Here is a 24045-nt window from a genome sequence, read left to right as displayed (position 1 = left end):
ATGTTTGCCAAACTGATGGGCTGGATTGACTATCGCTTTCCGCTCACCGCCATGTACAACGACCACATGGCCAAGTATCCGGCGCCCAAGAACCTGAACTTCTGGTACTTCTTCGGCTCGCTCGCCATGTTGGTGCTGGTCAACCAGATCATCACGGGCATCTGGCTGACCATGAACTACAACCCCTCCGCCGAAGGTGCCTTCGCCTCCGTCGAGTACATCATGCGGGATGTGGATTACGGCTGGCTGCTGCGCTACATGCACTCCACCGGCGCGTCCGCCTTCTTCATCGTGGTCTACCTGCACATGTTCCGCGGCATGATATACGGCTCCTACCAGAAGCCGCGCGAGCTGCTGTGGATCTTCGGCATGCTGATCTTCCTCTGCCTGATGGCGGAAGCCTTCATGGGCTACCTGCTGCCGTGGGGCCAGATGTCCTTCTGGGGCGCGCAGGTCATCATCTCGCTGTTCGGTGCCATTCCGGTCATCGGCGACGATCTGACCCTGTGGATCCGGGGTGACTACGTCATCTCCGGCGCTACCCTCAACCGCTTCTTCGCGCTGCACGTCATCGCCCTGCCGCTGGTGCTGGTGATGCTGGTTGCCATGCACATCCTGGCGCTGCACGAAGTGGGGTCGAACAACCCGGACGGCATCGACATCAAGAAGCACAAGGATGAGAACGGCTGGCCGCTGGATGCGGTGGCATTCCACCCCTACTTCACCGTCAAGGACATGATTGGCGTAGCCGGTTTCCTGTTCTTCTTCTGCGCCATTATCTTCTTCAAGCCGGACATGTGGGGCTACTTCCTCGAGAAACCGAACTTTGAAGTGGCCAACGGCCTGAAGACCCCGGCACACATCGCGCCCGTATGGTACTTCACCCCCTTCTACGCCATTCTGCGGGCGGTACCGGACAAGCTGCTGGGCGTCATCATGATGGGCCTCTCCATCGTGGTGCTGTTCCTGCTGCCCTGGCTGGATCGCTGCAAGGTGCGTTCGGTGCGTTATCGCAGCACCCTGCACAAGCTGAACATCGCCCAGTTCGTGGTTTGCTTCATCATTCTCGGGGTGCTCGGCGTACTGCCATCGACTCCGACCCTGACGCTGATCGCCCAGATCTGTACCCTGGGTTATTTCGGGTTCTTCGTCCTGTTGTTCTTCTACAGCAAGAATGAAAGCACCAAGCCGCTGCCGGAAAGGGTGACATTCAAATGAAAAAAATAATATTTGCAGTGCTGACCCTGCTGCCGTCACTGGTGTTTGCCAACACCGGGGCCGTGCATCTGGACAAGGCTCACTATGATCTGAACGACAAGGCGTCGCTGCAGCGTGGTGCCGCCACCTTCATGAACTACTGCTTTGGCTGTCACAGCACCCAGTACCAGCGTTACAACCGGGTAGCTGCAGACATTGGCATCCCGGAAGACCTGATGGCGGCCAACCTGATCGTCAATGGCGCCAAGATCGGTGATCTGATGGAAAACTCGGTGCCGGACAAGGATGCGGCCAAGTGGTTCGGTGCACCGCCCCCCGATCTGACGCTGGTCGCCCGGGTACGTGGTGCGGACTGGATCTACACCTACCTGCGTTCCTTCTACGTGGACGAGACCCGTCCGTTTGGGGTGAACAACGCCGTGTTCCCGTCCGTGGGCATGCCTCACGTGCTGGAGCCGTTGCAGGGGACGCCCCGCGCCGAGTTTGCGACCCACCAGGTCGATGGTGTCGACGTTCAGCAGGTTGTCAGCATCAAATCTGACGGCAACGGTGAAATGAATAACGAAGAGTATGATCAGACGGTGCTGGATCTGGTAAACTTCTTGGTCTACTCAGCTGAACCGGTACAACAGGAGCGCGAACGCATGGGCTTTTGGGTGCTGGGTTTCATCGTGATCTTCTTCATCTTCACTGTGCTGTTGAAGAAGGAATTCTGGCGCGACGTTCACTAAGCGACCAGATCCGGGTAATATAATGCACGGCAATGAAGTCCAAGATGCTTCATTGCCGTTTCTGCTTTTTAATGACGGGAGGGTTCAATGGCTGTAGCTGCCAATAAGCGTTCGGTAATGACGCTGTTTTCCGGTGCCAACGACATGTTCAGCCATCAGGTGCGCATTGTCCTGGCGGAGAAGGGTGTTAGCGTAGATATTTGCCAGGTAGACCCTGCCAACCTGCCGGATGAGCTGGCCGAGCTGAACCCGTACAACACTGTACCGACCCTGGTTGATCGGGAGCTGGCGCTCTACACCTCGCGCATCATCATGGAATATCTGGACGAGCGTTTCCCGCACCCGCCCCTGATGCCGGTATACCCGGTGGCGCGCGGCAACAGCCGTCTGATGATGCATCGCATCGAGCTGGACTGGTACTCCCTGGCCGACAAGATCATGGCGGGTACCGACGTGGATGCGGCGCGTGCCGAGCTGCGGGACAACCTGCTGGCCATCGCCCCCATCTTCGGTGAGATGCCCTATTTCATGAGTGAAGAGTTCGGTCTGGTCGACTGCTACATGGCCCCGCTGCTGTGGCGTCTGCCGAGTCTGGGCATCGACTTCACCGGTCGTGGCGCCAAAGAGCTGAAGGCCTACATGGTTCGTTTGTTCGAACGTGAATCCTTCCAGGCTTCCCTGACCGAAGCCGAGCGCGAGATCCGCGCTGGCGTATGAGCATGGAACCGACGATGACGCCCAGTCGCCCGTATCTGTTGCGGGCGTTCTTTGACTGGTTGCTGGACAATGACCTGACCCCTCACCTGGTGGTCAACGTCAACATCCCCCATGTGATGGTGCCGATGCAGTTCGTTCAGGATGGGCAGATAGTGCTGAACATCGCACCTCGTGCGGTTGGGCAGTTCCACATGGACAATGATGCCATCAGCTTCAGCGCCCGCTTTGGTGGAGTTTCCCAGCAGGTCTACATCCCGATGGCGGCCGTGCTAGCCATTCATGCCCGGGAAAACGGCGTGGGCACCCTGTTCCCACCCGAGCCTGGGTATGATCTCTGGCTGGAGCAGGCCGAAGCGCCGGTAGAGCCTGAGCCGGAACCGCCGCGCCCGAGCGGTCGTCCGACCCTGAAGGTCATCAAATAAAAAACGCAGCCAATTGGCTGCGTTTTTTTATGGCGATCAACAGGGTCAGTTCTGGGCAAACTCGAAGGCCTTGATCACGCGCTTCACACCGCTGACGTGGCGGGCGATCTCGACGGCCTGATCCCCCTCCTGACGGGTCACCAGGCCGATCAGGAACACCTCGCCATTCTCGGTGACCACTTTGACCTTGGCGCTGTCGAAGTTCTTGGCGCCCAGCATGTCAGCCCGCACCTTGGAGGTGATCCAGGTGTCGTTGCTGCGTACCCCTATGCTGACTGGCTGGCCGAGGCGCAGCTCGTTGTAGACGTGGCGCACCCCCTCGATACGGGCCACTATCTTGCCAGCCTCGAGCTTGTAAGCGTCAGAAGGTGTCTGACCGACCAGCAGTACCCGGCCGTTGTTGCTGTAGACGCTGATCTTGCTGGCCGCGCTCAGCGGCTTGTTGTCGGCCAGCAGGTTAGCCGCCTTCAGTTCGATGGCCTGATCGTCCCATTGGGCGCCCAGGGTGCGGCGATCGCCGGAAGCCTTGGCGGTACCGGCGGCACCACCGACCACCACGGCCGCGCAACCTTGCAGCAGCAGGGTGCCGGCCAGCAGGCCGAGCAGGAGCGTTTGCTTCTTCATGGTTTCAATCTTCCTGTTGCGGGAAAAGAGTCTGGTCGATGAGATCACACAGGCAGTGCAGGGTCAACAGGTTCACTTCCAGAATGCGGGGACGACGGGCAGACGGCACCCGGATCTCCACATCGTTGGGACCGAGCAGACCGGCGATCTCGCCGCCATCACCGCCCCCCAGCACCACTATGGTCATGTCGCGGGAGAGGGCGGCCTCGGCGGCTTTGATCAGGCTGCGGCTGTTACCCGTGGTGGTGATGACCACCAGGATGTCGCCGGGCTGACCGAGTGCACGGATCTGCTTGGCGTACACCTCTTCAAAGCCGTGGTCGGTGGCGATGGCACTGATGGTTGCCATGTCCGGGGTCAGCGCCATGCCGGGCAGGGAGGGACGCTCGGTTTCGTAACAGTTGACCAGCTCAGAGATAAACAGCTGGGCCAGTGCTGCGGAGGGACCATTGCCGCATGCCATCACCTTGTGGCCATTGAGCAGACAGATGGTCAGCATCTGGGCTGCAGTATGGATGGCATCCGGCAGCGCCTCGGCGGCGGCTATCTTGGTCTGGATGCTCTCGGTGTAGTTTTCTTTGATGCGGTCAGTCATGGGGTCCTCTTAAAATGCGTTCTGGATCCAGTCCGGCTGGTCGCTTTCGAACGCGATCACATCGAATCGGCAGGCCTGGTTGGCCTCGTTGATGGCATGTTGCTTGAAATAGTGGCGTGCCGCCAGCACGATCTTGTGCTGTTTGCGTCGGGTGACGGAGCTGGCGGCGCCGCCGTGGCTGGCCTGGGCGCGATAGCGGACTTCAACAAACACCAGGATCTCCCCCTGGCGCATGATGAGATCGATCTCGCCGCCCCGACAGCGATAGTTGCGGGTCACGGGTTGCAGGCCGCGGGCCTGCAACCAGCGCTCCGCTACCTGCTCAAAGTGCTGTCCCTTGCTCGTTGGTGACGGGAACAGGTTCTGTAACTGCCGGCGCATCCGTGCCAGAAGTACCTTCATGGGGGACTCCCTCGAGCTGGGGCATGGCGCTGTCACTGACCAGCTTGCCATTCTGGTAGGTGGCCCAGTCCAGTACCCGTACTATGTTGCCGCCGGCATCCACGCTCAGCTGACCGCTCATGCCGGGCTGCTGCATGGCGTTGACCTTGCGCATCTGCTGCAGGTTCTCAGCCAGGCTGACGGCGTCATAGCCCAGCGCAAACAGACGCAGCAGGTCGCCCTGGGTCTGCGGCCAGAGCAGGGCGATCTGCTCGCGCTGCTTCTCGTAACCACCAAGCAGCAGCGGCATGTCGGAGATGTGCATGCCGTTGAGCTCGGAGGCCACCTCGGTGGTGGCGCTGTCGTAGCTGCGCGAACTGCTGTAGATCGGCAGGCTGCCCATCGGATTGACCGAGATGTCGACGTAGGGCTTGATCATCCGGGTCTCCAGGCTGTTGGCGACCACATAGACCACGTCGATGCTGCGCGGGGCGGCAGCGGAGAGCTGAACCACTTCGCCAGCCCGGGCGGTGGAGCGGCCGCTCAACGCATTCTTGACCATACCCTGCACTTCGTTGCGGGCACCGAAAGTGGCCACGACCGGTTTGTCCTGGCTTACGGTCGCCCAGGCCTGTTCAAACGCCTTGATGCTGCTGTAGCCGATCCGTCCCTGTGCCGCGATGAGCAGGGGTTTGCGATAACCCTGGCCATAGAGGTACTGGGCAGCCTGCGTTGCATCGGCGGCGGCTGAGAGGGAGAAGTAATAGGTGGTGTCGTTGACGATCGGCTTGTCCAGCTCATTGAGTGCCAGTACAGGCACGGTCGGATTGGCCTTGAGCAGCTCCTCGACCCTGTCTTTGAGCAGCGGGCCGATGATCATGTTGGCCCCTTCCTGAATGGCCTGCTTGTAGAGATCCGCCGTCGACTTGGTCTGGGTATCGTAGAAGTTCAGGGTAAACTGGCTCTGATTTTCCTTGTAAGACATCAGCATGCCGTTGCGGATTGCCGCACCCTGCGGTTCCAGGTTGCCGGACAGCGGCAGGAAGACGGCGATCTGCTGCAGGGCATTGATGTTGCTGGTGGCCAGATCACCGAGTCCGGCCGGCATGTCTTTCTGGGCCGGGTGGTTCGGGAAGGCCTGTTTCCAGCCGGCCAGCTGGCGAGCCAGCTGATTGGGCTGGGCACCGAATTCATTCACCAGCGCTGCCAGCCGCAGCCAGCCGGTGGTGACATCGGGAGCCGGTGCCTCTTCCAGCGCCTGCAGGGTGGAAGGGGTCATGCTCTTGAGCAGGGACCAGATCTGCTGATGATTGGTGGCCAGCTCATTCTGGGCCAGGTAGGGCTCCAGCAGGATCAGCGACTTGGCAGCACCAAACTTGTTGTTGATGTCGAGCTGCAGCACCACGCGCTGGCGGTACCAGTCCTTCTGGGTATCAGCATCCAGCGCCACATCGGGCTTGCCTTCCAGCAGGATCAGCGCCTGGTTGGCGTTGCCCTGGGCGAGCAGCAGGTGAGCCTGCAGCAGTTGCAGCTGGGCCTTCTGCTCGGCGCTCTGGGCCTGCTTCTGCAATTGCTGGAACAGGGCCGCGGCCGGCTTGGCCTGACCGAGCGCCAGATAGCTGCGCGCCGCCATCACTTGCCAGGTGAAGGCTTCGGCCGGTTTAGCCGGGTCCACCTGGGCCAGATACCACTGGGCATTCTTGGTAAGATCCGAGAAGGCCGACGGCATGCCGGACTGGCCAGCGGGTTGATTGGGCTCCGACGCACAGGCGGCGAGCAGGACTGCCGCGAGTAGGATGCCGAAGAGTCGTGATACACTTAGCTGCTTTATAACCCGGTTCAAGTTCATTCCCCGACCAGTGTTGAAATTCTCCATAGTGTAAACGGGCCAATATGGCGACACAATTGTCGGGACACTCGGAGCTCCCATGAGTGACATCCCAACCCTGTATATAGTCCCCACTCCGATCGGCAATCTGGCCGACATCACCCAGCGAGCACTGGATGTGCTGCGCAGCGTCGATCTGGTGGCCGCCGAGGATACCCGCCATACTGGCATCCTGCTCAGCCACTACCAGATCTCGGTACCGACCTTTGCGCTGCATGATCACAATGAACAGCAGAAAGCCGATGTGCTGATCGGCCGTATCAAGGAGGGCAAGAGCGTGGCTCTGGTCTCCGACGCGGGCACGCCGCTCATCAGCGACCCCGGTTATCACCTGGTCACCCGTTGTCGCGAAGCCGGGGTCAAGGTAGTGCCGCTGCCCGGCCCCTGCGCCGCCATCACGGCGCTCTCCGCCGCCGGGTTGCCCACCGACCGGTTTGCCTTCGAGGGTTTTCTGCCGGCCAAAGCCAAGGGGCGCGACGATCGTCTGCAGGCCGTGATTGAGGACACCCGCTCGCTGGTGTTCTATGAATCGCCGCGCCGAGTACAGGAGACGGTGGAAGCGATCGCCCGCATTCTGGGTGAGCGCCAGGTGGTGGTCTGCCGCGAGCTGACCAAGACCTTCGAGTCGATCCACGGTCTGCCTGCCTCCGAGATGCTGACCTGGCTCGGCGAAGATGAAAACCGCTGCCGCGGCGAGATTGTGCTGGTGGTGGCGGGGGCGAGCAAGGACGAAGAGGCCTTGCCGGCTGAGGCGATCCGCACCCTGGGGTTGCTGGTGGCCGAGCTGCCGCTGAAAAAAGCGGCGGCGCTGACCGCCGAGATCCACGGCGTGAAGAAGAATGCCCTCTACAAGTACGGCCTCGAGCACTATTAATTGCCGTAAACGGGAATTGCCGGTTTACCCCGCCGGCATCACGAGGCTATAATCCGCGCCTCGGAGTTGGCTGGGCAATCGCTGCTTCGTCGTTGTGTCCCTCGGGACAGACAGGCGGAGGGGAGGAAAGTCCGGGCTTCACAGGGCAGGGTGCCAGGTAACGCCTGGGGGGCGCGAGCCTACGACCAGTGCAACAGAGAGCAGACCGCCGATGGCCCGCAAGGGATCAGGTAAGGGTGAAAGGGTGCGGTAAGAGCGCACCGCGCGACTGGCAACAGTTCGTGGCACGGTAAACTCCACCCGAAGCAAGACCAAATAGGCCCCTATTGGCGCGGCCCGCGTTGGGGGCGGGTAGGTTGCTTGAGCCAGCGAGCGATTGCTGGCCTAGAGGAATGATTGCTACCCGGGGCAACCCGGTACAGAACCCGGCTTACAGGCCGACTCCGACCTCTTTCCTGAAGAGCCTTGCGATTTATCGCAAGGCTCTTTTTATTAACTGTAAAATACTGTCTCGGTTGACTCGGAATATTTACTATCGGGCTGGCCCTGCTTAACAAATGTGCTTTATATCAATCTGTTATGTGGTTTTTGTCCATGATGTCAGTATTGTGATGGCGCTGGAGAAACGTGACCTGCATGGCTGATGTTTATTCGCGTAATTCGTCAGTTTTTTAATTGCCGAAAATTAATCGAATTGCGGGTAACACAAATAACTTGTGGAAAATCAACTCATTTAATCCTCGCAGCGAAAATGCTGCGTCAATATGTTCCCCATGCCCGAGATCCTCGCTTGAAAAGCCCTCAGCACGTCCTTAAACTTCAAGGTGGGGAAAAGTGGATCAAAGTGGTTTTTATCGGGCGGTTTGCCCCCTTTAACTCATTTTCAGGGACTGCAATTTGTTGCGTGGTGCGCATGCCATCAGCCTGGACAGCAAGGGGCGATTGGCGATTCCGACCAAGTACCGTGATTGGCTGCGCGACGAGAGCGAGGGCCAGCTGGTCTGCACCATCGATATTGCCCACCCCTGTCTGCTGCTTTACCCCCTAAACGAATGGGAAGAGATCGAGCGCAAGCTCAAGACCCTCTCCAGCATGAATCCCCTTGAGCGCCGCCTGCAGCGGCTGTTGCTCGGGCATGCGACCGAATGCGAGCTGGACGGCAATGGCCGTCTGCTGCTCAGCCAGCCACTGCGCAGCCACGCGGGGCTGGACAAGAAAATCATGCTGGTGGGCCAGCTCAACAAATTTGAGCTATGGGATGAAGCCCGCTGGCAACAACAGGTCAATGACGACATTCAGGGCCTGCCCGAGGATGACTGGGCAAGCTCGCCACGACTACAGGATTTCTCTTTATAAATGACCCAAGCCGCTGAACACATTACAGTGCTGCTGCACGAAGCCGTCGAAGGGCTGGCCATCAAGCCGGACGGCATCTACGTCGACGGTACGTTTGGCCGGGGCGGTCACTCGCGCCTTATCCTGCAGCAGCTGGGCCCCAATGGCCGTCTGATTGCCATCGATCGGGATCCCCAGGCCATCGCCGAAGCGGCCAAGATCCAGGATCCGCGCTTCGAGATCGTGCACGGCCCGTTTTCCGGCATCACCACCTACCTGAGTGAGCGCGGCCTGCTGGGCAAGGTCGACGGTTTCCTGCTGGATCTGGGTGTATCTTCCCCCCAGCTGGACGATGCCGAGCGCGGTTTCAGCTTCATGAAGGACGGTCCGCTCGACATGCGGATGGATCCCACTTCCGGTCAGAGCGCCGCCGAATGGCTGGCCAGGGCCGATGTGGACGACATCGCCTGGGTACTGAAGACCTTCGGTGAGGAGCGCTTTGCCAAGAAGATTGCCCGCGCCATCGTGCATGACCGGGTCACCGAGCCCTATGTTCGCACCCGCCAGCTGGCGGAGATGATCGCCCGGGTCAATCCGAGCAAGGAAAAGGGCAAGCACGCTGCCACCCGCAGCTTCCAGGCCATCCGCATCTACATCAACAGCGAACTGGACGAGATCGAGACCGCACTCAACGGGGCCCTGGAAGTGCTGGCCCCCCACGGCCGCCTCTCCGTCATCAGCTTCCATTCGCTGGAAGATCGGCTGGTGAAGCACTTCATCCGCAAGCACGAGAAAGGCCCGGAAGTGCCGCACGGCATTCCGCTGACCGAGGCCCAGCTGGCCGGCGGTCGCAAACTGAAATCGGTCGGCAAGGCGCTCAAGCCTTCCGAGCATGAAGTCAACGAAAACAGCCGGTCACGCAGCTCGGTGCTGCGGGTGGCCCAGCGGCTGGCGGAGTAAGCCATGAGCGAGGTGCGTGTTCATCTGGCCAGAGAGATCCTCGGCGATCTCTGGCGGCACAAGCTGCAGGTGGTGCTGGCCATCGCCGTGCTGATCACCGCCTTTGCGGTGATCCTGGTGACCAACATGACTCGCGGCCTCACCGCCAAGCAGAATGATCTGATGGCGGAGGAGGACAGGCTCAACATCGAGTGGCGCCACCTGCTGCTGGAGCAGGGCACGCTGGCAGAGCATTCCCGGGTCGCGAGTCTGGCCATGGACAAGTTGCAGATGGCTCGCCCGCTGGTGACCACCGAGAAGGTAATTACACAACCATGAAACGCAAGGCATCCGCCAAGGCCCAACCCAAGGTCAAAGCCCCGTCACTCTATCCGTGGCGCTTTCGCACGCTGGTGTTTTTCATCGGCATTGCGTTTGCCGGCTTGATCCTGCGGCTGGCCTGGATCCAGGTGATCGACCCGGACAGGCTGCGTCAGGAGGGGGACATGCGCTCGCTGCGCACTACCTCCACCCAGGCGGTGCGTGGCATGATCACCGATCGCAACGGTGAACAGCTGGCGGTATCGGTACCGGTCGAAGCGGTGTGGGCCGATCCCAAGACGGTGCATGAATCCGGTGCCATCCACAACGAACGCGCCTGGATGGCGCTCTCCGCCGTGCTCAAGCTCGACATCAACACCCTCAAGCACCGTATCTCCAACCCGAGCAAGCGCTTCGTCTACCTGCAGCGGCAGGTGACGCCGGCGGTGTCCGAGTACATCAAGGGGCTCAAGCTGGGCGGCATCTACCTGCGTCCGGAGTCGCGCCGTTTCTATCCGACCGGCGAGATCAGCGCCCATCTGGTGGGGGTGACCAACATCGATGGGCACGGCATCGAGGGGATCGAGCGCAGCTATGACGAATGGCTGACCGCGACCCCGGGCGAGATGCGGGTGCGCAAGGACCGGCAGGGTCGGGTCATCGAGCGGCTCGGGCTGGTGAAAGAGGGCAAGAACGCCAACGATCTGCAGCTGAGCATCGATCAGCGGGTACAGGCGCTGGCTTACCGGGCACTCAAGCGGGCCACCGACGAGAACAAGGCGACTTCCGGCTCCATGGTGATGCTGGACGTCAAGACTGGTGAGGTGCTCGCCATGGTCAACACCCCCTCCTACAACCCTAACAACCGCGGCCAGTACCAGAGTTTCCGGGTGCGCAACCGAGTGGTGACCGACACCTATGAACCGGGTTCGACCGTCAAACCCCTGATCCTGCTGAGTGCCCTGCAGGCCGGCGTCACCAGCTGGAAGGACACCATCCAGGGCGGCCCTCTGTTCATCGGGGCCAAGCAGATCCGCGACGTGAGTATTCACAAGGCGACCAACCTGTACGACATCCTGCGCTACTCCTCCAACATCGGCATGTCGCGTATCGCACTGCGGATGCCGGCCCAGGAGATGATCAACACCCTCAGCATGGTGGGTTTCGGGATGGATACCGGCAGCGGCCTGATGGGCGAGAGCAGCGGCATGCTGCCTCAACGTCGGCGCTGGTCCGATATCGAACGGGCTACTCTGTCATTCGGCTATGGCCTGCGGGTGACCCCGCTGCAGCTGGCCTCTGCCTATGCCACTCTGGCCAACAAGGGCAAGCGGGTGCCCATCTCCATCGTCAAGGTGAGCGAGCCGCCCAAGGGCGAGCAGGTCATCGATCACAACAACGCCACCGCCATGCTGCAGGCGCTGGAGTACGTGGTCGACAACGCCATTCCGAAAGCCAAAATCCCTGGCTACCGGGTTGGCGGCAAGAGTGGTACCGCCAAGGTCGCCGTGGCCGGCGGCTACGGCAAGGATTACATGGCCTGGTTCGCCGGCTTCGCCCCGGCCAGCAACCCGCGCTTCGTCATGGTGGTGGTGATCAACGAGCCCAAGGGCGATGCCTACTACGGTGGCGCCGTGGCGACCCCGCCGTTTGCCGAAGCCATGGGCGGGGTGCTGCAACTCTTCAATATTCGTCCCGACGCGGTGCCGCCAGCGGTACCCACCAAACTTGCCCGTACGGAGGCTCCCAATGTTGTCCCGCGCACTTGATCAGCTGATGCGCCCCTTTGGCATTACTGCCCCGGCGCTCGCACTCACCGACATCCAGCTGGACAGTCGACGCGTCGGGCCCGGTTGTCTCTTCGTGGCGATTCGCGGGCATCAGGTGGATGGCAGACGGTTTATCGAACAGGCGGTGGCTCAGGGAGCGACCGCCGTACTGTTTGAAGAGGACGGGGAATTCGTGGCACCAACGCTGACCGTGCCCTGCATCGGCGTGCCCAATCTGCCGGCCCGCCTCTCCGAGCTGGCCGGCTATTTCTACGACCAGCCGGCCAGCAAGCTGGCGCTGGTGGGCATCACAGGCACCAACGGCAAGAGCACCACGGCACTGCTGGTCGCCAACTGGCGCACCCTGCTGGGGGGCAAGGCCGGGGTGATGGGCACGATCGGCAACGGCCTGTTCGGCGATCTTATCGAAGCTGAAAACACCACCGGCAGCGCGCTGCAGGTACAAGCCAATCTGGCCGCCCTGCAGGCGCAGGGGGCGGATCTGGTGGCGATGGAGGTTTCCAGCCACGGTCTGGTGCAGCATCGCGTGGCAGCACTGCCGTTTGCCGCTGCCGTGTTCACCAACCTGAGCCGGGATCACCTGGACTATCACGGCACCATGGAGGCCTATGGCGCCGCCAAGGAAGAGCTGCTGAAACTGGTGGCAGAACCTCGCGCCGTGCTCAATGCCGATGACCGCCTGGGTCGTCAGTGGCTGGCTGCTTATCCGGCCGCGGTGGCATTCAGCGTGCACGGCCCGGTGGCCAATCACCCGGGGCGACAGCTGACGGCGCAAGACCCCCATTTCCACCAGCAAGGTTTTCGCACGCAGATTAACTCCAGTTGGGGGAATGGTGTATTATCCGCCCCCTTGCTCGGGCGCTTCAACGTCAGCAATGTGCTGGCCGCGATGGGCGCCATGCTGGTGCTCGGCTATGACTTCGACGAGTTGCTGGCCAGCGCGCCGCAACTGCAGCCGGTGACCGGTCGCATGGAGTGTTTCGGTGGCGGCAAGGCGCCGCTCGCCGTGGTCGATTATGCCCACACGCCGGATGCGCTGGAGAAGGCGCTGCAGGCCCTGCGGGTGCACTGTGAAGGACGGCTCTGGTGCCTGGTGGGATGTGGCGGCGATCGGGATCGCGGCAAGCGTCCCATGATGGCCGCCATGGCCGAGCTGCATGCGGATCGCGTGATCCTGACCGACGACAACCCCCGTACCGAGGAGCCGGCCCGGATCATGGCCGACATGGTGGCGGGTCTTCGCGATCCCGACGCCGTGCAAATCGAGCACGACAGGGTCAAGGCGATCCAGCTGGCGCTGAGCCAGGCAAGCAAACAGGACATCATCCTGGTGGCCGGTAAAGGCCACGAGGATTATCAGATCATTGGAACCGACAAGCGGCACTACAGCGACCGGGAAACCGTCGCGGCCGCCTTGCACACATTATTGGAGTCATTCGCATGATGACCCTCAGGCTTGCCGAGCTGGCGCAGGTACTCGATGCCCGTCTGATTGGTGAAGACGAAGCGATCACGGCTGTCAGTACCGACACCCGTACCCTGGGTGCCGGCGCGCTGTTCGTGGCGCTGCGCGGCGAGCGTTTCGATGCCCACGATTTCTGCGACCAGGCCGTGGCTGCCGGTGCCTCCGCCCTGCTGGTGGAGCGTGAACTGCCGCTGGCGATCCCCCAGCTGGTGGTGGCCGATACCCTCAAGGGGCTGGGTCGCCTCGGTCGGCTGGTGCGCGAGCGCATCAACCCGAAAGTGCTGGCCATCACCGGCAGCTGTGGCAAGACCACGGTGAAGGAGATGGCGACCGCCATTCTGCGCCAGGAAGGGGACGTGCTGGCCACCGCCGGCAACTTCAACAACGAGGTGGGGGTGCCGCTCACCCTGCTGCGCCTCGAGCCGCAACACCAGTTCGCGGTGATGGAGCTGGGGGCCAACCACCCGGGCGAGATCGCTTGGACCACCTCGCTGGCCAGACCCGATGCCGCCATCATCAACAACGTGGCGGCCGCCCATCTGGAGGGCTTCGGCTCGCTGGAAGGGGTGTTCCACGCCAAGAGCGAGATTTTTGAGGGGCTGGGTGAAGGTGGCACCGCCATCGTCAACGCCGACAACGAGTTCTGGCCCAAATGGCAGGCCCGCGGCATTCACTGCGCCTTCTCCATCGAGGATCAGCATCAGCCGTTCCACGCCAGAAACGTGGTGATCAATCAGCAGGGTTGTGCCGAGTTCGTCATGGTGACCCCGCAGGGTGAGGTGAGCCTGACTCTGGCCATTCCGGGTCGCCACAACGTGGCCAACGCCCTGGCCGCCGCCGCCGGCACGCTGGCGCTCGGCGCCTCGCTCGCCTCGATCAAGGCCGGGCTCGAGCAGATGGCGCCGGTCAAGGGCCGCTTCTGCGTCCAGCGTTGGGGTGGCCTCACCCTGGTGGACGACACCTACAACGCTAGCGTGGAGTCCGTGCTGGCGGGTATCGATACCCTGACTGCCATGAACGGCTACAAGGTGCTGGTGTTTGGTGACATGAAGGAGTTGGGTGAGGAGTCCGCCGAGCAGCATGCCCGGGTCGGTCGCCACGCCCGTGAGCGCGGTCTGGATGCCGTGCTGACCGTAGGAGAACAGAGTCGCCACACCGCAGATGCCGCGGCTGGCCGACATTTCGATAACAAGGCGTCGTTGTTTGAAGTGCTTGCGCAAATGATAAAAACACATCAAGAAATTTCGATTCTGGTCAAGGGGGCCCGCGGCTCCCGCATGGAAGATATCGTCGAGATGGTCAAAGACCATCAGGAGTCGGCCACATGCTAGTCTGGCTGGCGGAACTGCTCACCCCGCATTTCACCTTCTTCAACGTCTTCTCCTACCTGACGTTTCGCGCCATCTTGTCGATCATCACCGGTCTGGTGGTGGCGCTCTGGATGGGGCCGCGCCTCATCCGTCGCCTGCAGATCCTCAAGTTCGGCCAGGTGATCCGCAATGACGGTCCCGAGTCACACCTGAGCAAGAAAGGCACCCCGACCATGGGCGGCCTGATGATCATCGCCGCCATCTTCATCTCTGTGCTGCTCTGGTGCCGTCTCGACAACCCGTATGTGTGGCTGGTGCTGTTCGTGCTGGGTGCCTACGGCGCCATCGGCTTCGCCGATGACTACCTCAAGGTGGTGCGCAAGAACACCGACGGCCTGATCGCCCGCTGGAAGTACTTCTGGCAGTCCTCCGTTGCGCTGGGGGTGGCTGTGTTCCTCTACGCCACCGCCACCCACGACGGTCAGACCCAGCTGGTGGTGCCCTTCCTCAAGGACGTGATGCCGCAGCTCGGTCTGATGTTCATCGTACTGACCTACTTCGTCATCGTCGGCACCTCCAACGCGGTCAACCTGACCGACGGCCTCGACGGTCTGGCCATCATGCCGACCGTGATGGTGGCGGGGGGCTTCGCCTTCATCGCCTGGGCCACCGGCAACGTCAATTTTGCCAGCTACCTGCACATTCCCTACGTGCCCTATACCTCCGAGCTGGTGATCGTCTGTACCGCCATCGTCGGCGCCGGTCTGGGGTTCCTTTGGTTCAACACCTATCCGGCCCAGGTGTTCATGGGGGACGTGGGTTCCCTGGCGCTGGGCGGCGCGCTCGGCACCATCGCCGTGCTGGTGCGTCAGGAGTTCCTGCTGGTGATCATGGGCGGGGTCTTCGTGATGGAGACCGTCTCCGTGATCCTGCAGGTAGGTTCCTACAAGCTGCGCGGCGTGCGCATCTTCCGCATGGCGCCGATCCATCACCACTATGAGAAGAAGGGCTGGCCTGAGCCGCGCGTCATCGTGCGCTTCTGGATCATCACCCTCATGCTGGTGCTGCTCGGCCTTGCCACCCTGAAGGTGAGGTAAGCCATGGTCATCATCATCGGACTCGGCAAAACCGGACTCTCCTGCGTCGACTACTTCCTCGGCCGTGGCGTCACGCCGCTGGTGATGGACACCCGCGCCAACCCGCCCGGCAAGGATCAGCTGCCGCCCGAGGTGGAGCTCATTCACGGGCTGGACGGCGAGCGCCTCAAGCAGGCGCACATGATAGTGGCGAGCCCGGGCATCGCCTTGGCCACCCCCGAGCTGAAAGCCGCCGCCGAGTGCGGGGTGCAGATCGTCGGTGACATCGAGCTGTTTGTGCGCGACACCGAAGTGCCGGTCATCGCCATCACCGGCTCCAACGGCAAGAGCACTGTGACTACCCTGGTGGGCGAGATGATCGCCGAAGCCGGCCTCAAGGTGGGCGTTGGTGGCAACATAGGCACGCCGGCGCTTGAGCTGCTCAAGCAGCCGATGGATCTCTGCGTGCTGGAGCTCTCCAGCTTCCAGCTGGAGACCACCCACAGCCTGCGCGCCGCCGCTTCCGTGGTATTGAACCTCAGTGAAGATCATATGGATCGCTATCAAGGCATGGCCGACTACCGCGCCGCCAAGATGGAGATCCATCAGCACTCCCAGCACATTCTGGTCAATCGTGACGATGCCCAGACCCTGCCCGACGTGGGTCAGGTGTGGCAGAGCTTCGGTCTCGATTGCAACGGTTACGGGCGCTGTGAATTGGAGGGACGCCAGTGGCTGACCCTGCACGGCGAGCCGTTGCTGGCGGTGGACGAGATGAAGATCGTCGGCGCCCACAACCAAGCCAACGCACTGGCCGCCATGGCCCTGTGCGATGCGGTCGGCATCCCGCGCGAGCCGCAGTTGCGAGTGCTGCGTCGGTTCGAGGGGCTGCCCCACCGTGCCCGCTTCGTGCGCGAGGTGAACGGGGTGCGCTGGATCAACGACTCCAAGGCTACCAACGTGGGGGCTACCCTGGCCGCCGTGGCCGGGGTGCGTGAATCGGTGAAAGGCCGTCTGCTGCTGCTGGCCGGCGGTCAGGGCAAGGGCCAAGATTTCGGCCCGGTGCAGGCGCTGCTCGGCAGCCAGATCGATCACATGTACTGTTTCGGCCAGGATGCCGAGGTGCTGCTGGCGCTGGGTGAGCAGACCGAGCGGGTTGCCGATCTCGATGCCGCGGTCACCAAGGCGGCTGCCGATGCCAGGCCCGGCGACTGGGTGCTGCTGGCACCCGCCTGCGCCAGCCTGGACCAGTTCAAGTCTTTCGAAGCGCGCGGTGATCGTTTCACCGAGCTGGTGATGGCCTTATGAACGCCCTGCGCACAGTAGCGGGCTTCCTGCAGCGCTGGTTGTTGCCGGCACGCCCTGCCGGTCTTTACGACCGGCAGTTGGTGGTGCTGGCGCTGGCGCTGATGGCGGTGGGTCTGGTGATAGTTGCGTCCGCCTCGATCCCGGAGGGGATCGCCATCAACAACGATCCCTTCATGTTCGTGAAGCGCCATGGCCTGTTTCTGCTGATGGCGCTCGGCATCTCCTGGTTCGTGCTGCAGGTGCCGATGGCACGCTGGCAGCACTACAACGGCCCCATGCTGCTGCTGGCCATCGTCATGCTGGTGCTGGTGCTGCTGGTGGGGCGCAGCGTCAACGGCTCGGTGCGCTGGTTGCCGCTCGGCCCCTTCAACCTGCAGCCTGCCGAGTTTGGCAAGCTGGCATTGTTTGTCTATCTGGCCGGCTACCTGGTACGCCGCCAGAGCGAGGTACGCGAGCGCTTCATCGGCTTCATGAAGCCGATGGCGGTGCTGTTCGTGGTAGCCATCCTACTGCTGGCACAGCCTGACCTGGGTTCTGTGGTGGTGATGTTCGTGACGTCGCTGGGCATGCTGTTCCTGGCCGGCGCTCGCCTGGTGCAGTTCATCGGCCTCATCCTGGTGGGGGTGAGCGCGGTAGTGACCCTGATCATCGCCGAGCCCTACCGGATGCGGCGGGTCACCTCCTTCCTCGACCCCTGGGCCGATCCGTTCGGCAGCGGCTACCAGCTGACCCAGTCGCTGATGGCCTTTGGTCGTGGCAGCTGGTTTGGCGAGGGGCTCGGCAACTCCATCCAGAAGATGGAGTACCTGCCGGAAGCTCACACCGACTTCGTGTTTGCGATCCTGGGTGAAGAGCTGGGGTATGTGGGCGTGCTGGGCGCGCTCTTCCTCATCTTCGCGCTCTCGGTCAAGGCGCTCAAGCTGGGCCATCAGGCGCTGGTGGCGGAGCGGTTATATGAAGGCTATCTGGCCATCGGCATCGGCATCTGGTTCAGCTTCCAGACCTTCGTCAACGTCGGCGCCGCCAGCGGCATGATGCCGACCAAGGGTCTGACCCTGCCGCTGGTCAGTTATGGTGGTTCGAGCCTCATCATCATGATGGTGGCGGTGAGCATGTTGATTCGTATCGATTTCGAGTTGCGTCAGGCCAGTGCCCAGGCGCGCGTGCGGGAGGTTTAGTGAGCAAGACGCTGTTGGTGATGGCAGGCGGTACCGGGGGCCACGTGTTCCCCGGTCTGGCCGTGGCCGATCGCCTCAAGGCCCAGGGCTGGACCATTCACTGGCTCGGCACCGCCGACCGGATGGAGGCGGAGCTGGTGCCTGCCCATGGTTATCCCATCTCCTTCATCGATATCCAGGGGGTGCGTGGCAATGGCATCAAGCGGCTGCTGGCGGCCCCCTATCGCATCGTCAAATCCGTGCTGCAGGCGCGCCGGGTGCTCAAGACCATTCGCCCCGACGTGGTGCTCGGCATGGGCGGCTTTGCCTCCGGTCCGGGTGGCGTGGCCGCCTGGCTGTCCGGCATCCCGTTGCTGCTGCACGAACAGAATGCTGCGGCCGGCATGACCAACAAGCTGCTGGCCCGTCTCGCCAAGCGGGTGCTGATGGCCTTCCCGGGCGCCTTTGCCCCGAGCCGTCGCACCGCCGTGGTGGGCAACCCGGTGCGCCCCGAGGTGGTGGCCCTGCCGGATCCGCAACTGCGCAGCAGTGCAGAGCCGCTGCGGCTGCTGATCGTCGGTGGCAGCCTGGGGGCCCGGGTGCTCAACGAGCAGGTGCCGCCGGCGGTGGCGGCGGCCGGTGTGCCCATCGAGGTGCGTCACCAGTGCGGCAAGGGCAATCGCGATGCCGTGGCCGAGGCCTACGCCAAGCAGGGCGTGGCGGCCGAGGTGAGTGAATTTATCAAGGACATGGCCGGTGCCTATGCCTGGGCAGACCTGGTGGTGTGCCGGGCCGGGGCGCTGACCGTCTCCGAAGTCGCCGCCGCCGGGGTTGCCGCCATTTTTGTGCCGCTGCCCCACGCGGTGGATGATCACCAGACCCGCAACGCCCTGACTCTGGTCGACGGCGGTGCGGCTGAATTCCTGCCCCAATCCGAGCTGACCACGGCCTCGCTGGCTGCGCGTCTCTCCTGGCTTGCCGGGCGCAGGGAAACCCTATTGAACATGGCCCAGGCCGCCCGTCGCGTCGCCATCATCGATGCCGCCGAGCGGGTCGCCGATGAGTGCAAACGCCTGGCGACCGGGCAGAGCGAGAGATGATTATGACCAAGGTTGAACTGGCAAAACTGCGTACCGTTATCCCTGAAATGCGCCGGGTGCGTCGCATTCACTTCATCGGCATCGGTGGGGCCGGGATGGGCGGTATCGCAGAAGTCCTTGCCAACGAAGGCTATCAGGTGACCGGCTCGGATCTGGCCCGCAATGCGGTGACCGAACGGCTCGAGTCCCTCGGTGCCCACATCTTCGTGGGCCACAGTGCCGAGCACGTGAACGAGGCGAGCGTGGTGGTGGTCTCTACCGCCATCAAGCAGGACAACCCCGAGCTGCTGGCTGCCCGCGAGCTGCGCATTCCTGTGGTGCGCCGCGCCGAGATGCTGGCCGAGCTGATGCGTTTCCGCCATGGCATCGCCATCGCCGGCACCCACGGCAAGACCACCACCACCAGTCTGGTGGCGAGCATTTATGCCGAAGCGGACCGGGATCCGACCTTCGTCATCGGGGGCCTGCTCAACAGCGCCGGCACCAATGCCCGTCTGGGCAGCAGCCGCTATCTGATCGCCGAAGCGGACGAGAGCGACGCCTCCTTCCTGCATCTGCAGCCGATGGTCTCCATCGTGACCAACATCGAAGCGGATCACATGGATACCTATGGTGGCGACTTCTCCAAGCTGAAGGCCACCTTCATCGACTTTTTGCACAATCTGCCGTTCTACGGGCTGGCCGTGGTGTGCGTGGATGACCCTGTGATCCGCGGCATGCTGCCGGAGATCGCGCGTCCCACCATCACCTATGGCCTGAGTGATGATGCCGACGTGCAGGTGCTGGACTTCGTGCAGACCAGCAACCGCAGCCGTTTCCGGGTCCGTCGCAAGGATGCCGGCGAGCTGGAGGTAACCCTCAATCTGCCCGGCATCCACAATGCCCTCAATGCCGCCGCGGCGATTGCGGTCGCCACCGAGGACGGGATCGGCGATGATGCCATCATCCGGGCGCTGGCCAAGTTTGAAGGGGTGGGTCGCCGCTTCCAGCAATATGGCGAGTTCGAGACCGGCCGCGGCAAGGCCATGCTGGTGGACGACTACGGTCACCACCCGAGCGAGGTCAAGGTCACCATCAACGCCGCCCGCGCCGGCTGGCCCGAGAAGCGACTGGTGATGGTGTTCCAGCCGCACCGCTACACCCGCACCCGCGATCTCTATGAAGATTTCGCTGACGTGCTCTCCAAGGTGGACGTGCTGGTGATGCTGGAGGTCTATGCCGCCGGTGAAGAGCCTATTCCGGGCGCCGATGGCCGCGCCCTGTGCCGCTCCATCCGCTCCCGCGGCAGTCTGGAACCCATCTTTGTCGCGACGCCGGACGATGTGCCGGCGGTACTGGCCGGGCTGGTCGGCGAGGGCGATCTGGTGCTGACCCAGGGGGCAGGGAACGTCGGGGCGCTGGCACGGCGTCTCGGCGAGATGAAATTGAGCATCGAGAGCATGAAATCCGGCGCCTGAGGGCCCAATGAGTATTTTGACCGCCAAGCCGGGGCCTATATAATGGCGAACCGGCCTGCAAAGGGCCGGCATGGCGCGTTAAACGGGGATCGATCGGGTGGAGGCAAGGGCACAAGGGCGCACCAAGGGAGGCTTCATCGCCGGGGTGGGATTTTTCCTCCTGGTCATGTGGGGCCTCTACCAGACCGCGCTGGATGTTAAAGATTGGCTGACGGATGCCAATCGGTTGCCCATGAGCGAGCTGTTGCTGCAGGGGCAACACCAGTATTTGCAAACCGATGAACTGCGCAGCGCCGTGCTGGATGGCGCCGAACTGCGCAACTTCTTCGAGTTGGACGTGAACGAATTGCAGGCGCGGTTGAACGCCTTGCCTTGGGTGGCCCAGGTCTCGGTACGCAAGAAGTGGCCCAACAAGATCAAGGTCTACCTCACCGAACAGGCGGTAGCGGCACGCTGGAACGGCAACCGCTTCGTCAACACCAAGGGTGAGGTGTTCAGTGCGCCGGACAGGGTGAAGACCCCTCTGATGCAGCTGTCCGGGCCTGAGGATCAGGCCGTCAAGGTGCTGGAGGCCAGCCGTCAGTACGAGGCGCAGCTGGCGGCCAGAGGATACAAGCTGCTGGGGGTGAATCTGACCCCTCGCCATGCCTGGGAACTGACCCTGGATGGCAACATTCAGCTGTTTTTGGGGCGCTCGGATATCGCGCTTCGACTGCAGCGGTTTATCGATGCCTTTCCGGTCATCGAGCCCCGTGAGCGGGTTGCTTACGTGGATCTTCGATACGACACCGGGATGGCAGTTGGCTGGAAGAAGAACGAAGAGAAAGTGAATGACCAAAACCGCAGATAGAAATCTGATTGTCGGACTGGATATCGGCACAACCAAGGTGGCGGTTCTGGTTGGCGAAGTGCTGCCAGACGGTGAGCTCAATGTCATCGGCATGGGCAGTCACGCCTCTCGTGGCATGGACAAGGGGGGGGTCAACGATCTCGATTCCGTGGTCAAGTCCCTGCGCCGTGCGGTGGAAGAGGCCGAGATGATGGCCGACTGCCAGATCAGCTCCGTCTATCTGGGGTTGTCCGGCAAGCATATCGACTGTCGCAACGAAACCGGCATGGTGCCCATCTCCGATGAAGAGGTGACCCAGGAAGACGTGGACAACGTCATCCACACCGCCAAGTCGGTGCGGTTGTCCGATGAGCTGCGGGTGCTGCACGTGCTGCCCCAGGAGTTCGCCATCGACTACCAGGAAGGGATCAAGAACCCGGTCGGTCTGTCCGGCGTGCGGATGGCCGCCAAGGTGCACCTGATCACCTGCCACAACGACATGGCTCGCAACATCGAGAAGTGCGTTGAGAAGGTGGGTCTGCGGGTGGATCAGCTGATCTTCTCCGCGCTGGCGTCCAGCTACGCCGTGCTGACCGAAGACGAGAAAGAGCTGGGTGTCTGCGTGGTGGACATAGGTGGTGGCACCATGGACATGTCGCTGTTTACCGGCGGCGCCCTGCGTCACACCAAGGTGATCCCGTACGCCGGCAGCACGGTGACCAGCGACATCGCCTACGCCTTCGGCACTCCGCCGCTGGATGCGGAGGCGATCAAGGTGCGCTACGGCTGCGCCCTGGGCCGGCTGGTCAGCAAGGAAGACAATATTGAAGTACCCAGTGTCGGCGGTCGTCCGGCGCGCAGCCTGCAGCGGCAGACACTGGCCGAAGTGATCGAGCCCCGTTACACCGAGTTGCTCTCCATGGTGAATGATGAGCTGGTGCGGGTACAAAGCGAATTGAAAGCGCAGGGGGTCAAGCATCAGCTTGCAGCCGGTGTGGTCTTGACCGGCGGCGCTGCCCAGATCGAAGGCATTGTGGAGTGCGCAGAGCAGATCTTCCAGAGCCAGGTCCGGGTAGGGGAGCCCATGAATATCCGGGGATTGAGTGATTACGTGCAGGCGCCTGTGTACTCGACTGCGGTCGGGTTGCTGCAGTATGGCCGCACCCATCAATCCACCGGCAGTAGCAAGGAATATGCCGCCAAGGCAAGCGTAGGTGGGCTGGTCAAACGGGTCAGCAACTGGTTGCGTGGCGAGTTCTAAAAGATTTTGCTGAGTCAGGCAAATAAAGCGGAGAGACAACATGTTTGAATTTATGGATAGCCACACTGACGAAGCCGTCATCAAAGTGATTGGTGTGGGTGGCGGCGGCGGCAACGCGGTCGAACACATGGTTCGTCAAAACATCGAAGGTGTCGAGTTCATTACCGTCAACACCGACGCCCAGGCGCTGCGCAACTCCAGTGCCAACACAACCCTGCAGATCGGTGGTGGCATCACCAAGGGTCTGGGGGCCGGGGCCAACCCGGAAGTGGGTCGTGACGCGGCCATGGAAGATCGGGAAGCGCTGCGCGAGCTGCTGACCGGCTCCGACATGGTGTTCATCGCCGCCGGCATGGGTGGTGGTACCGGTACCGGCGCTGCCCCGATCGTGGCCGAAGTGGCCCGCGAGATGGGTATCCTGACAGTTGCTGTCGTAACCAAGCCGTTCTCCTTCGAAGGGAAAAAACGGATGGGCTTCGCCGCTCACGGTATCGAAGAGCTGTCCAAGAACGTCGACTCCCTGATCACCATCCCCAACGACAAGTTGCTGAAGGTGCTGGGTCGTGGCATCTCCCTGCTGGACGCCTTCAAGGCGGCCAACGATGTACTGCTGGGTGCGGTACAGGGCATTGCCGAACTGATCACCCGTCCGGGTCTGATCAACGTCGACTTCGCGGACGTGCGTACCGTGATGCGCGAAATGGGTACCGCCATGATGGGTACCGGTTCCGCCTCCGGTGATGACCGTGCCGAAGAAGCGGCCGAGAAGGCCATCTCCAGCCCGCTGCTGGAAGACGTGGATCTGGCCGGTGCCCGCGGCATCCTGGTCAACATCACTGCCGGCATGGACATGACCATCGAAGAGTTCGAAACCGTCGGTAACGCGGTCAAGGCCTTCGCCTCCGAAAACGCCACCGTGGTGGTGGGTACCGTAATCGACCCGGAAATGCACGACGAACTGCGCGTGACCGTGGTTGCTACCGGTATCGGTGCCGAGCGCAAGCCCGACATCACCCTGGTGAAGAACAACATGGTACAAGAGCGTCCGGCCCGTCAGCCCCTGATCAGCGAAGCCCTGCAGTCTCGCGTGATGGAAGAGGCGCCGGCCAAGGTGGTCAACGCCGAGCCGCAAGCTCGTCGCGAACCGGATTATCTCGATATTCCTGCGTTCCTGCGCAAGCAAGCTGACTAAGCCTCTAATGACGCTGGTTTGTTTGTTGCTTAAGGAATGTGCTAAGATGGCCTGC

General features: G+C 62.2%; 23 protein-coding genes and 1 other RNA gene. 20 read left to right on the top strand and 4 right to left on the bottom strand.

Annotated features, from left to right (window positions below):
* The 4 genes from I6L33_RS02100 to I6L33_RS02085 all read left to right on the top strand — a co-directional run bounded on the left by I6L33_RS02100 (window position 1) and on the right by I6L33_RS02085 (window position 3088).
* Window positions 1–1218 carry a cytochrome bc complex cytochrome b subunit gene (locus I6L33_RS02100; RefSeq protein WP_005305888.1) on the top strand — a complete coding sequence of 406 codons (1218 nt, stop codon included), beginning with the start codon at window positions 1–3 and terminating at the stop codon, window positions 1216–1218.
* Entirely contained in the window at window positions 1215–1949 is a 735-nt protein-coding gene (locus I6L33_RS02095) for a cytochrome c1 (protein WP_010635938.1), read from the top strand. Before I6L33_RS02100 ends, I6L33_RS02095 begins: the two co-directional genes overlap by 4 nt.
* Before the next feature lie 87 nt (window positions 1950–2036).
* Window positions 2037–2666 (top strand): stringent starvation protein SspA, encoded by a 630-nt coding sequence (gene sspA, locus I6L33_RS02090; RefSeq protein ID WP_010635939.1) that lies wholly within the window; start codon window positions 2037–2039, stop codon window positions 2664–2666.
* Complete coding sequence (locus I6L33_RS02085; protein WP_017766408.1) at window positions 2663–3088, top strand: ClpXP protease specificity-enhancing factor; 426 nt, start codon at window positions 2663–2665, stop codon at window positions 3086–3088. The genes sspA and I6L33_RS02085 overlap by 4 nt, the downstream gene beginning before the upstream one ends.
* Before the next feature lie 45 nt (window positions 3089–3133).
* Here the strand turns inward: I6L33_RS02085 and dolP are convergent, their stop codons facing one another.
* Genes dolP through I6L33_RS02065 form a run of 4 tightly spaced genes read right to left on the bottom strand, consistent with a single transcriptional unit; the run spans window position 3134 to window position 6537 of the window.
* Complete coding sequence (dolP, locus tag I6L33_RS02080; protein WP_005305875.1) at window positions 3134–3712, bottom strand: division/outer membrane stress-associated lipid-binding lipoprotein; 579 nt, start codon at window positions 3710–3712, stop codon at window positions 3134–3136.
* Window positions 3713–3716: 4 nt separating this feature from the next.
* On the bottom strand, window positions 3717–4307 hold the full coding sequence (locus I6L33_RS02075; RefSeq protein ID WP_005305871.1) for an SIS domain-containing protein: 591 nt from the start codon (window positions 4305–4307) through the stop codon (window positions 3717–3719).
* Window positions 4308–4316: 9 nt separating this feature from the next.
* On the bottom strand, window positions 4317–4709 hold the full coding sequence (locus tag I6L33_RS02070; RefSeq protein WP_254204172.1) for a YraN family protein: 393 nt from the start codon (window positions 4707–4709) through the stop codon (window positions 4317–4319).
* On the bottom strand, window positions 4630–6537 hold the full coding sequence (locus tag I6L33_RS02065; RefSeq protein WP_081013004.1) for a penicillin-binding protein activator: 1908 nt from the start codon (window positions 6535–6537) through the stop codon (window positions 4630–4632). Before I6L33_RS02065 ends, I6L33_RS02070 begins: the two co-directional genes overlap by 80 nt.
* A 79-nt stretch (window positions 6538–6616) precedes the next feature.
* Between I6L33_RS02065 and rsmI the strand changes: the two genes are divergently transcribed.
* The 16 genes from rsmI to ftsZ all read left to right on the top strand — a co-directional run bounded on the left by rsmI (window position 6617) and on the right by ftsZ (window position 23990).
* Complete coding sequence (gene rsmI / locus I6L33_RS02060; RefSeq protein ID WP_005305861.1) at window positions 6617–7450, top strand: 16S rRNA (cytidine(1402)-2'-O)-methyltransferase; 834 nt, start codon at window positions 6617–6619, stop codon at window positions 7448–7450.
* Window positions 7451–7512: 62 nt separating this feature from the next.
* An RNA gene (gene rnpB / locus I6L33_RS02055) (RNase P RNA component class A) lies at window positions 7513–7899 on the top strand.
* Window positions 7900–8347: 448 nt separating this feature from the next.
* Window positions 8348–8806, top strand: a complete 459-nt coding sequence (gene mraZ, locus I6L33_RS02050; protein ID WP_005305730.1) for a division/cell wall cluster transcriptional repressor MraZ — start codon at window positions 8348–8350, stop codon at window positions 8804–8806.
* Window positions 8807–9745 carry a 16S rRNA (cytosine(1402)-N(4))-methyltransferase RsmH gene (rsmH, locus tag I6L33_RS02045; protein ID WP_019839161.1) on the top strand — a complete coding sequence of 313 codons (939 nt, stop codon included), beginning with the start codon at window positions 8807–8809 and terminating at the stop codon, window positions 9743–9745.
* Between the two features lie 3 nt (window positions 9746–9748).
* Window positions 9749–10063 carry a cell division protein FtsL gene (gene ftsL, locus I6L33_RS02040; RefSeq protein WP_005305726.1) on the top strand — a complete coding sequence of 105 codons (315 nt, stop codon included), beginning with the start codon at window positions 9749–9751 and terminating at the stop codon, window positions 10061–10063.
* Window positions 10060–11814: a penicillin-binding transpeptidase domain-containing protein gene (locus tag I6L33_RS02035; RefSeq protein WP_216973470.1), complete on the top strand. Its 1755-nt coding sequence runs from the start codon at window positions 10060–10062 to the stop codon at window positions 11812–11814. The genes ftsL and I6L33_RS02035 overlap by 4 nt, the downstream gene beginning before the upstream one ends.
* Window positions 11795–13279 (top strand): UDP-N-acetylmuramoyl-L-alanyl-D-glutamate--2,6-diaminopimelate ligase, encoded by a 1485-nt coding sequence (murE, locus tag I6L33_RS02030; RefSeq protein ID WP_216973469.1) that lies wholly within the window; start codon window positions 11795–11797, stop codon window positions 13277–13279. Before I6L33_RS02035 ends, murE begins: the two co-directional genes overlap by 20 nt.
* The gene (gene murF / locus I6L33_RS02025; RefSeq protein WP_065017276.1) at window positions 13276–14631 is read left to right on the top strand and encodes a UDP-N-acetylmuramoyl-tripeptide--D-alanyl-D-alanine ligase; all 1356 of its coding nucleotides are present in this window, start codon (window positions 13276–13278) and stop codon (window positions 14629–14631) included. The genes murE and murF overlap by 4 nt, the downstream gene beginning before the upstream one ends.
* Entirely contained in the window at window positions 14625–15707 is a 1083-nt protein-coding gene (mraY, locus tag I6L33_RS02020; protein WP_201879838.1) for a phospho-N-acetylmuramoyl-pentapeptide-transferase, read from the top strand. Before murF ends, mraY begins: the two co-directional genes overlap by 7 nt.
* A gap of 3 nt (window positions 15708–15710) precedes the next feature.
* Window positions 15711–16994: a UDP-N-acetylmuramoyl-L-alanine--D-glutamate ligase gene (murD, locus tag I6L33_RS02015; RefSeq protein ID WP_201879841.1), complete on the top strand. Its 1284-nt coding sequence runs from the start codon at window positions 15711–15713 to the stop codon at window positions 16992–16994.
* Entirely contained in the window at window positions 16991–18172 is a 1182-nt protein-coding gene (gene ftsW / locus I6L33_RS02010) for a cell division protein FtsW (protein WP_201879844.1), read from the top strand. The genes murD and ftsW overlap by 4 nt, the downstream gene beginning before the upstream one ends.
* Window positions 18172–19251, top strand: a complete 1080-nt coding sequence (gene murG, locus I6L33_RS02005; RefSeq protein WP_010635949.1) for an undecaprenyldiphospho-muramoylpentapeptide beta-N-acetylglucosaminyltransferase — start codon at window positions 18172–18174, stop codon at window positions 19249–19251. The genes ftsW and murG overlap by 1 nt, the downstream gene beginning before the upstream one ends.
* 2 nt (window positions 19252–19253) lie before the next feature.
* Window positions 19254–20708 (top strand): UDP-N-acetylmuramate--L-alanine ligase, encoded by a 1455-nt coding sequence (gene murC, locus I6L33_RS02000; RefSeq protein WP_010635950.1) that lies wholly within the window; start codon window positions 19254–19256, stop codon window positions 20706–20708.
* A 97-nt stretch (window positions 20709–20805) separates the two neighbouring features.
* Complete coding sequence (locus tag I6L33_RS01995) at window positions 20806–21558, top strand: cell division protein FtsQ/DivIB (RefSeq protein ID WP_005305694.1); 753 nt, start codon at window positions 20806–20808, stop codon at window positions 21556–21558.
* Window positions 21539–22798: a cell division protein FtsA gene (gene ftsA, locus I6L33_RS01990; RefSeq protein WP_005305690.1), complete on the top strand. Its 1260-nt coding sequence runs from the start codon at window positions 21539–21541 to the stop codon at window positions 22796–22798. The genes I6L33_RS01995 and ftsA overlap by 20 nt, the downstream gene beginning before the upstream one ends.
* A gap of 40 nt (window positions 22799–22838) precedes the next feature.
* Window positions 22839–23990: a cell division protein FtsZ gene (gene ftsZ, locus I6L33_RS01985; protein WP_005305686.1), complete on the top strand. Its 1152-nt coding sequence runs from the start codon at window positions 22839–22841 to the stop codon at window positions 23988–23990.
* Window positions 23991–24045: the final 55 nt, after the last annotated feature.

Origin of the sequence: Aeromonas sp. FDAARGOS 1403 (assembly GCF_019047325.1) — a bacterium.
GTDB lineage: Bacteria > Pseudomonadota > Gammaproteobacteria > Enterobacterales > Aeromonadaceae > Aeromonas > Aeromonas dhakensis.
Note: the sequence above shows the minus strand (reverse complement) of the source record. Positions and strands in the feature narration are given on the sequence as shown.

What these genes read in the sequence shown, in the direction of transcription:
- I6L33_RS02095 (WP_010635938.1), top strand. Translation starts at nt 1,215, where the DNA reads ATGAAAAAAATAATATTTGCAGTGCTGACCCTGCTGCCGTCACTGGTG.
- rsmH (WP_019839161.1), top strand. Translation starts at nt 8,807, where the DNA reads ATGACCCAAGCCGCTGAACACATTACAGTGCTGCTGCACGAAGCCGTC.
- murC (WP_010635950.1), top strand. Translation starts at nt 19,254, where the DNA reads ATGACCAAGGTTGAACTGGCAAAACTGCGTACCGTTATCCCTGAAATG.
- rsmI (WP_005305861.1), top strand. Translation starts at nt 6,617, where the DNA reads ATGAGTGACATCCCAACCCTGTATATAGTCCCCACTCCGATCGGCAAT.
- I6L33_RS02075 (WP_005305871.1), bottom strand. Translation starts at nt 4,307, where the DNA reads ATGACTGACCGCATCAAAGAAAACTACACCGAGAGCATCCAGACCAAG.
- ftsA (WP_005305690.1), top strand. Translation starts at nt 21,539, where the DNA reads ATGACCAAAACCGCAGATAGAAATCTGATTGTCGGACTGGATATCGGC.
- I6L33_RS02085 (WP_017766408.1), top strand. Translation starts at nt 2,663, where the DNA reads ATGAGCATGGAACCGACGATGACGCCCAGTCGCCCGTATCTGTTGCGG.
- murD (WP_201879841.1), top strand. Translation starts at nt 15,711, where the DNA reads ATGGTCATCATCATCGGACTCGGCAAAACCGGACTCTCCTGCGTCGAC.
- I6L33_RS02070 (WP_254204172.1), bottom strand. Translation starts at nt 4,709, where the DNA reads ATGAAGGTACTTCTGGCACGGATGCGCCGGCAGTTACAGAACCTGTTC.
- ftsW (WP_201879844.1), top strand. Translation starts at nt 16,991, where the DNA reads ATGAACGCCCTGCGCACAGTAGCGGGCTTCCTGCAGCGCTGGTTGTTG.
- murE (WP_216973469.1), top strand. Translation starts at nt 11,795, where the DNA reads ATGTTGTCCCGCGCACTTGATCAGCTGATGCGCCCCTTTGGCATTACT.
- sspA (WP_010635939.1), top strand. Translation starts at nt 2,037, where the DNA reads ATGGCTGTAGCTGCCAATAAGCGTTCGGTAATGACGCTGTTTTCCGGT.
- I6L33_RS02035 (WP_216973470.1), top strand. Translation starts at nt 10,060, where the DNA reads ATGAAACGCAAGGCATCCGCCAAGGCCCAACCCAAGGTCAAAGCCCCG.
- ftsZ (WP_005305686.1), top strand. Translation starts at nt 22,839, where the DNA reads ATGTTTGAATTTATGGATAGCCACACTGACGAAGCCGTCATCAAAGTG.
- murF (WP_065017276.1), top strand. Translation starts at nt 13,276, where the DNA reads ATGATGACCCTCAGGCTTGCCGAGCTGGCGCAGGTACTCGATGCCCGT.
- mraY (WP_201879838.1), top strand. Translation starts at nt 14,625, where the DNA reads ATGCTAGTCTGGCTGGCGGAACTGCTCACCCCGCATTTCACCTTCTTC.
- dolP (WP_005305875.1), bottom strand. Translation starts at nt 3,712, where the DNA reads ATGAAGAAGCAAACGCTCCTGCTCGGCCTGCTGGCCGGCACCCTGCTG.
- I6L33_RS02065 (WP_081013004.1), bottom strand. Translation starts at nt 6,537, where the DNA reads ATGAACTTGAACCGGGTTATAAAGCAGCTAAGTGTATCACGACTCTTC.
- I6L33_RS02100 (WP_005305888.1), top strand. Translation starts at nt 1, where the DNA reads ATGTTTGCCAAACTGATGGGCTGGATTGACTATCGCTTTCCGCTCACC.
- ftsL (WP_005305726.1), top strand. Translation starts at nt 9,749, where the DNA reads ATGAGCGAGGTGCGTGTTCATCTGGCCAGAGAGATCCTCGGCGATCTC.